General features: G+C 34.3%; 8 protein-coding genes. 5 read left to right on the forward strand and 3 right to left on the reverse strand.

Annotation, left to right across the window (positions count from 1 at the left end; translation table 11 throughout):
* Nucleotides 1–34: 34 nt before the first annotated feature.
* The gene (locus F5ESL0246_RS01655) at nucleotides 35–1,405 is read right to left on the reverse strand and encodes a glycerophosphodiester phosphodiesterase (protein ID WP_122017822.1); all 1,371 of its coding nucleotides are present in this window, start codon (nucleotides 1,403–1,405) and stop codon (nucleotides 35–37) included.
* A gap of 85 nt (nucleotides 1,406–1,490) precedes the next feature.
* Between F5ESL0246_RS01655 and F5ESL0246_RS01660 the strand changes: the two genes are divergently transcribed.
* The 5 genes from F5ESL0246_RS01660 to F5ESL0246_RS01680 are packed head-to-tail and all read left to right on the forward strand — an operon-like array spanning nucleotide 1,491 to nucleotide 5,155.
* Nucleotides 1,491–1,823: a hypothetical protein gene (locus F5ESL0246_RS01660; protein ID WP_122017823.1), complete on the forward strand. Its 333-nt coding sequence runs from the start codon at nucleotides 1,491–1,493 to the stop codon at nucleotides 1,821–1,823.
* 11 nt (nucleotides 1,824–1,834) lie between these two features.
* On the forward strand, nucleotides 1,835–3,220 hold the full coding sequence (locus tag F5ESL0246_RS01665; protein WP_122017824.1) for a bifunctional UDP-sugar hydrolase/5'-nucleotidase: 1,386 nt from the start codon (nucleotides 1,835–1,837) through the stop codon (nucleotides 3,218–3,220).
* The gene (locus F5ESL0246_RS01670; RefSeq protein ID WP_122017825.1) at nucleotides 3,210–3,773 is read left to right on the forward strand and encodes a YutD family protein; all 564 of its coding nucleotides are present in this window, start codon (nucleotides 3,210–3,212) and stop codon (nucleotides 3,771–3,773) included. The genes F5ESL0246_RS01665 and F5ESL0246_RS01670 overlap by 11 nt, the downstream gene beginning before the upstream one ends.
* Complete coding sequence (locus F5ESL0246_RS01675; RefSeq protein ID WP_122017826.1) at nucleotides 3,774–4,550, forward strand: TIGR01457 family HAD-type hydrolase; 777 nt, start codon at nucleotides 3,774–3,776, stop codon at nucleotides 4,548–4,550.
* On the forward strand, nucleotides 4,547–5,155 hold the full coding sequence (locus F5ESL0246_RS01680) for a TIGR01906 family membrane protein (RefSeq protein ID WP_122017827.1): 609 nt from the start codon (nucleotides 4,547–4,549) through the stop codon (nucleotides 5,153–5,155). Before F5ESL0246_RS01675 ends, F5ESL0246_RS01680 begins: the two co-directional genes overlap by 4 nt.
* A 12-nt stretch (nucleotides 5,156–5,167) precedes the next feature.
* Here the strand turns inward: F5ESL0246_RS01680 and F5ESL0246_RS01685 are convergent, their stop codons facing one another.
* Nucleotides 5,168–5,818, reverse strand: coding sequence for a VTT domain-containing protein (locus F5ESL0246_RS01685; protein WP_122017828.1), 651 nt, complete (start codon nucleotides 5,816–5,818; stop codon nucleotides 5,168–5,170).
* Between the two features lie 12 nt (nucleotides 5,819–5,830).
* A complete protein-coding gene (locus tag F5ESL0246_RS01690; protein ID WP_369916898.1) occupies nucleotides 5,831–6,769 on the reverse strand; it encodes an NAD(P)/FAD-dependent oxidoreductase in 939 nt (312 codons plus the stop codon).
* Nucleotides 6,770–7,285 lie beyond the last annotated feature (516 nt).

The raw sequence follows: 7,285 nt of genomic DNA on the forward strand, positions 1-7,285 counted from the left end.
TAAAAAGCGATTTACAGTATTAGTAAATCGCTTTTTATATTGCTATGTGATTAATTATATTTAGTTGTTGCTTAATTGAAAGGACTGCTGGTGGTTCAACTGGTTGATAAGCAGTTAGTGCAAGATTGTTGTAGCGATTCATTCGTGGTAGGTGGCGATATTGTTGCCAAGAAGTGTCGTCGAAGAATCCGTAAAAGAGAATATCTTTAGCTCTAATCCAACCAGATGAAATCCGTAGCCACATGCTTTTAGGACTGCCATTAAAGTTCTGGATTTTATAGAGTCGATTTGCAGGAAGTTTTTGAGATGTCTTTGCTTGATTTTCTGGGTAACGGTAAATCATTACGGATGATTTAGGTTTTGCTAAAATTTGTTTATTCTGATAAGGAGCCACATCCTGTGGTTTTAAATCGAGGTTAACAAATTCAGCAGAAATAAATGTTTGATTTGCAATTTGATAGTAGAGCTGATTGTGAACGCGAACACCGTACATCACATTAACATTTTGTCCGGGATATACATACTTATGCTGTTTATGTCGAACATAAGGATTCATCATGGTTGCTGTTCTTACTTTACCAAAATAGATTCCTTTACGATGAATATCATATTTTCGAGATCCTTCTTTAGCAAGTTTATACTTAAAGCCAGTACTTGGAAAATTAGTAACCACACCATCAATATTTTTATTTATAAGCCAATGCCACAAGCTGGGGGATTCATCCATTTCAGTCCAAACAAAGACCTGCTTATTTAATAAATGCAGCCAATGTATCAGCCAGGGGTGGTTTAAAATTAAATCAGAAGAAACGTTAACAGCATTAACTTGTGGTAAATTACTAAAATTCATTCTTTTAAGACTGCCAACAATTAGAATTAGATATGAATCAGGCAAAATTTCACGAAAATGAAAAAGGCTTGCTGCTGAAAATGAGTGAATCATTATTCGTTTTTCCATGTGATATTTTTTGACAGTAGCAGCAATTTCATCTTCAAGCATATAAGATGAATCAAGTGAATGATCAATTTTGGTTTCTAAAATAAACTTAGCTTGCGGTCTATGTTGATAATGTGCAAATAACTCAGCCAGACTTAATACATGTTCGCCATTATCATAAGTTAATTGACTGAGTGCGTGCCAAGTATTTTGTGATACAATGGCAGGAGTATGGGTAACTCGGAATAAGTCATCGTCATGCGATACCACAGCCACACCATCTGAGGATAAATGAAGGTCGAGTTCAACGTAATCAGCGCCTGAGTTAAAGGCGGAATCGTCACTTTGGATAGTTTCTTCAGGATATTTGCTAGGGTCGCCTCGATGACCGACAACGGTGAAACCGCTAGTTGTTAAAAAGATTATGCTAAAAAAGAGAGCTGCAATCAGCAGGCTTTTATGTTTCATGTGTACACCTCTATTAGATATTACAATAGCATGGTTACACATTTTTTGCTATATATCACTGTTTAAGTTTATGTAGGGATAGTTAATGAATCAACAATATGAAGAATTGGATTTAATTGAAGAAATCACTCGTAATGATGGTAGTAAATATTTTGAAATTTCCAATATTGATCAAAACGGAATTGCTGAGTTAGCCGTTGATCGAGGATTAATCAAAAATGTTAGAATTTTGCAATTAAATATACCACGTACAAAAGCCTTGATCACTTACGAAGAATATATTAATAAAAATTACAAATTAGAAACTTTAACTAATGAAGCTGATTGGAAGAATCCCAACTGGGTAGAATGGGAAAAACCAGAGGGAAAAATTTTAGATACATATAATTTAATTTTAAGATCAAATAAAATAGGATAGAGAACATAAAAATGGAAAAAATTCGTATTTTACATACAAATGATTTGCATTCGCATTTTGAGCATTTTCCTCAAATTGGACGCTATCTGCATGCGGCTCAACAAGATCGATCGGTTGATCAAGTGTTGACATTTGATGCCGGTGATTTTTTAGACCGTTCTAATCCACTAACGGATGCTACCTTGGGACAAGCAAATATTAAATTCATGAATTCGTTTAAGTATGATGCTGTTACAATTGGTAATAACGAAGGGATTTCCAATTCACATGAAGTTGTTGAACATTTATTTGATCATGCTCAATTTCCAGTGCTACTTGCAAATTTACGTGAGGAAGACGAAAGTATGCCACATTGGGCACATGATTATAAGATTATGCGGACAAAAAAAGGAACACGAATTGCACTAATAGGACTAACCGCTGCTTATCCGCTTTCTTATAAACCGAATCACTGGCATGTAAAAATGCTGCGAGAAACAATGGATCGAGTTTTGCCTAAAATTACTGGGAAATATGATATTTTAATTCTTTTAACACATGTTGGTTTGAATATGGACCGTTTTTTAGCTAAAAATTATTCTCAAATTGATCTGATTATTGGTGGACATAGCCATGATTTGCTAAAGCATGGTGAGAAGGTTAATGGAGTTTGGATTACACAAACTGGTAAATGGGGAAATTTTGTTGGTAATACGTACGTTGAAATTGATGATCAGCACCATATCCAAATGATTACACCATCTGTTGAGTCAACTAATCTAATGGAAACTAAACCATGTGATAAAGAATTGGTGCATGGATATTTTGAACACGGTCGAAAAATCTTGTCGCGTGAACCAGTTGCAAAATTACCGCACAAATACGAAGAAAATAATGATGCTGCTATTCGTGTTTCGATGGATGCAATTGCAAACTTTGCGGGCACAAATTTAGCGATGCTTAGCTCAGGATTATTCTTAACACCATTTAAGTCAGGTGTGATAACTAAGTATGATTTACAAAAATCACTTCCACATTCAATGCATGTAGTGCGAACGAGGCTAAAGGGCTGTGATTTATGGCGCTTAGTGATGGAAATTGAAAAGAACCGTCATTATTTAGATCGCTTTCATCTTCAAGGAATGAGCTTTCGAGGAGAAGTATTTGGTCAAATGCATTATCGTGGCATTAAATTTGATCCAATCAATCGTACAGTTTTTGTAAATAACCAAGAAATTGATCCAGTTAAGAAATATGAGCTTGCTGTTTTAGATCATTATGTTTTGGTTCCCTTTTTCCCTACACTTGCAATTGTTGGAGAAAATGAATTTTTGTTCCCACAATTTTTGCGTGAAGTTGTGGGTAACTATTTGGCACAAAAATATCCTTTAGCTGGGAGCAGAACTTATGACAGATAAAGTTAATAATGATAATAAATTTACCAAACAACAACCGTTGAGACATTCACTGGCTTCAGTGACCTTAAATGGTGACCATTTAAAAATTAATAAACAGCTCTACCAAATTCTTGTAAATAAACAAGAAGCTATCAATTTAGACGTTTTGCGTAAAAAATATGATCCCTACTTAGATCAGTATGATTTTTTAGTCGGGGATGTTTCTAGTGATCATTTACGGCTTAGGGGTTTTTATAAAGACAACGTTCAAACTGCTATTGATCGCAAGCAACGTGCAATAGCAGATTATTTAATGGAATTTTGTAATCCAGGGGGACCGTATTTTGTTTTACAATTATTGACCCCTGTTCATCATTATAAAACTGATAGTCGAAAAAATTGGGGAAGCACTAAAAAGCATAGACAGAGTGCACGTCTTAGAAAGGATAATAATTTGTCCTATCGTCATCATCAACCAATGGTTCATTTTAAAAAACGCGAAACCGGGAAAATGTCAAAAGAAGTTGGAATTCACCATTCTTTTATTATAAAAAAAAGAAAGAGTAGTAACTAAGTGAAGGATTACCGTTTATTTTTAGTTGATCTTGATGGAACCATTTATCGCGGAAATTATACAATTGCAGCAGGAGTCCGTTTTATTAAGCGACTTGATCAAGCAAAAAAAGATTATATTTTCTTAACCAATAACACTACACGAACACCGCAGATGGTAGTTGAAAAATTGGCTCAACACGGTATAAAAACAGATACAACTCATATTTATACTCCTAATATGGCAACAATTGACTTTCTTTTAGATCAAGAAAAAGACCGAATTGGTAAAATTGGTGTTTATTTGATTGGGCAAGTTGGACTTTGGAATGAGTTTTGGCAACATTCACAATTTGAATTAAATGAAGAAAATCCAAATTATGTAATTGTGGGAATGGATACTGATTTGACTTATCATAAGGTTCAAGTTGCAACTAATGCTATTAGAAACGGTGCAATCTTTATTAGTACAAATGGGGATTTGAATTTGCCTAGTGATCAAGGACTAATGCCTGGAAATGGTGCGCAATGTGCAATGATAGCGGCTGCAAGTGGAAAAAAACCACTTATAATTGGGAAGCCATCCAAAATTATTATAGATAAATTACTAGTGAAAATGCATTGTCTTAAGGAAAATGCATTACTAGTTGGTGATAATTATGAAACTGATATTAAGGCAGGTTTTAATAGTCATGTTGATCAATTGTTAGTTACTTCTGGAATTACACAAAGAAAAGATATTGTTGATCAAAAACAGCCGACATTTGTCGTTAACAACTTGGATGAGTTTAAATTATGAAAATCAAAAGTGGTTTATTGACGTTTTTTTATCATTTTATTTTTGCAATTACCAGTAGTGTAGTTGGAGCGTTATTTGCAAGTTGGCCTTTACTAGTTGTTTTTGTAATTGTTCAAAAGACCAACCGAACTGTCAATTTGTCATTGGGTCAAGTTATGGCAAATTATAATCAATTGCTGAAGTATTTGGTTTGTCCATTTGATAAGAAGCTAGTAATGAGTAATTTTCGAACTTCACCAATGGCTGCTCAACATTTTGCAGAAGTTAAAAGGTTGTTTATTTTAGCAATTGTGGCTTTTTTATGTTGTTTAACGATTCACTTTTTTGTTAAACACAAAAACAGTAAGGCACTTAAATTAAATAAAGTTTCAGCACTTTTATTATTGGTTTTACCAATAGTCGTATTGCCATTTGCATTAGCAAATTTTGATCAATTTTTTGTAACTTTTCACCACCTGTTTTTTGCTGGAAGTAATACTTGGTTGTTTGATCCGGAAACTGATCCCATTATTAATGTGCTTACAGAAGGTTTTTTTGCAGCCTGTTTTGCAGTTTGGGGAATAATTTATGAACTGTATTTTGCTGATCAGTTGTTACAACGTTAAAAAAAGAGCTTCTTAATGAAGCTCCTTTTTTTGATTAAATTGTTTTTTTAAAGCAATCATTGCAATAGGTAAAACCGAAATCAGAATGATTGCAATAAGCAACAGAGAAAAGTGCTCTTTAACTAGGGGAATATTACCAAAAATAGCGCCAATGATTGTGAATAATCCACTCCAAACAATTCCACCAATTATATTATATAGTGCAAACTTGCCATAATGCATCTTGCTACCACCAGAGATAAAGGGTACAAAAGTTCTGATAAATGGGATAAATCGACCAATGACAATCGTAATTGGTCCATGGCGATTAAAAAATTGTTCTGCAGCTAAACGATTTTTTTGGTTGATTAATCGGTTAAACCAAGAATGCTTAGAACCGGCATTAACTGAATATGCACCAATTTCGTAATTGCAGGCATCGCCTAGAATTGCCGCCAATAAAACGGCTAAATAAATTAACCAAATGTTAAGGTTGTATTTTTGATTGATGGCCATGGAACTTGCTGCAAAGATTAGTGAATCTCCTGGTAAAAATGGGAAGATTACTAAGCCAGTTTCGACAAAAATAATGCTGAAAATAATCAAGTAAGTCCAGTTACCAAATTGATTAACTATTTCTATTAAATGATGATCAATGTGAAGAATAAAATTGATTATGGGCATAAGGCTACCTTCCTATAAACTTGTTGAATGAACTGTTAAGGTTTTTTCAGGAAAGAGGAACCGCATGATGGAAGTAACTGCGATTTGAGCTTCTCCAAAGCCGAGCGCAATTACAGGAACGCGACCAGGATAGGTCACAGCATCACCAATGGCGTAAATACCGGGGACGTTAGTGGTCATTTCGCGTGAAACTTTAATTTGACCATTAACTAAGTTAATTCCCCAGTTGCTGACAAAATTGTTATTACTACGGAATCCATAAGCAACAATAATTTGATCAAACTGATGACTAATAATTTCTTTATTACCTATTTGCTTTAGCTCCACTTCAAGTTGATTATTCCTGATTGCAATAGAATTAGGAAGATATGGCGTTATAATTTCAACATTTTTTAAACTTTTTAACTGTTGAACGTTTTTTTCCAATCCGCGAAATTCGTTACGCCGATGAATTATTTTTACGTGAGTATTATTTTGGCTTGCTAGTTCAAGTGCCCAATCAAGAGCAGAATCACCACCTCCAAAAATGCCAATGGTTTGATTAGTAAATAGATGTGGCTCTTTAATAAAATAATGAACCTTTTTTTCAACTGCTTCACTCATTTTTAGTGGGAACTTTCTTGGTGAAAACGCACCATTACCTGTTGCAATAACGACACTTCGCGTTTCAAATTCATTGTCAATAATAAAACTATTCTCGTGCTTTTGAATTGCTCTTACCTTATGATCTAACACAAAATCACTGTTTTTCTTAGCAGTTAAATGCAGTTGCTGAATAAGAGCGGCACCAGTAATTTGATTAAAGACAGGTATATCGAATATTTTTTTAAAAGGATACAGCATTTGAGGCTGTCCACCAACTTTCTTTAATGAGTCGAAAGTTACAGTTTTTAAGCCATGTAAATTTGCAAAACTAGTACAAAAAAGCCCAACAGGTCCAGCACCAATAATTGCTAAATCAAATTTTTTTATTTTAAAAACCTCCTATAAACGTTGATATAACAACTTTATCATGAAATGCTTTGCAAGTCACTTCAATAAATTTCAAAAAAAGCTTGCAAAAGAAGAAAAAGGTTGCTAATATAAATAACTGTCGTCGGGCGAAAGTCAAAGAGACAGAAGCGAAGAGGACAAAAACATTTGAAAGAAAAGCTTGACAAAGGAAAGCTGATTTAGTAAGATGATAAACGTTGCTGCTTGAAAGAGCAGAGAGCGGACAGAAAAAAAGTTCTTGACAAAGAGAACAAGATCTGATAAATTATAAAAGCGCTCCTGACAAAGGAGCGCGGGTAGTACCTTGAAAACTGAACAATGTTTTCGCAAAAGTGTGCGGGTATAAAAACCCAAACAAAAGAGCGAAGTCAATTTCGCAAGCAAATAAATCCGAGATGCAAATCTTGGAACGAATGAGCAAACATTCAAACAAACATTAAAAAATGAGAGTTTGATCCTGGCTCAGGACGAACG

Source organism: Lactobacillus sp. ESL0246 (assembly GCF_003692965.1).
Classification (GTDB): domain Bacteria; phylum Bacillota; class Bacilli; order Lactobacillales; family Lactobacillaceae; genus Lactobacillus.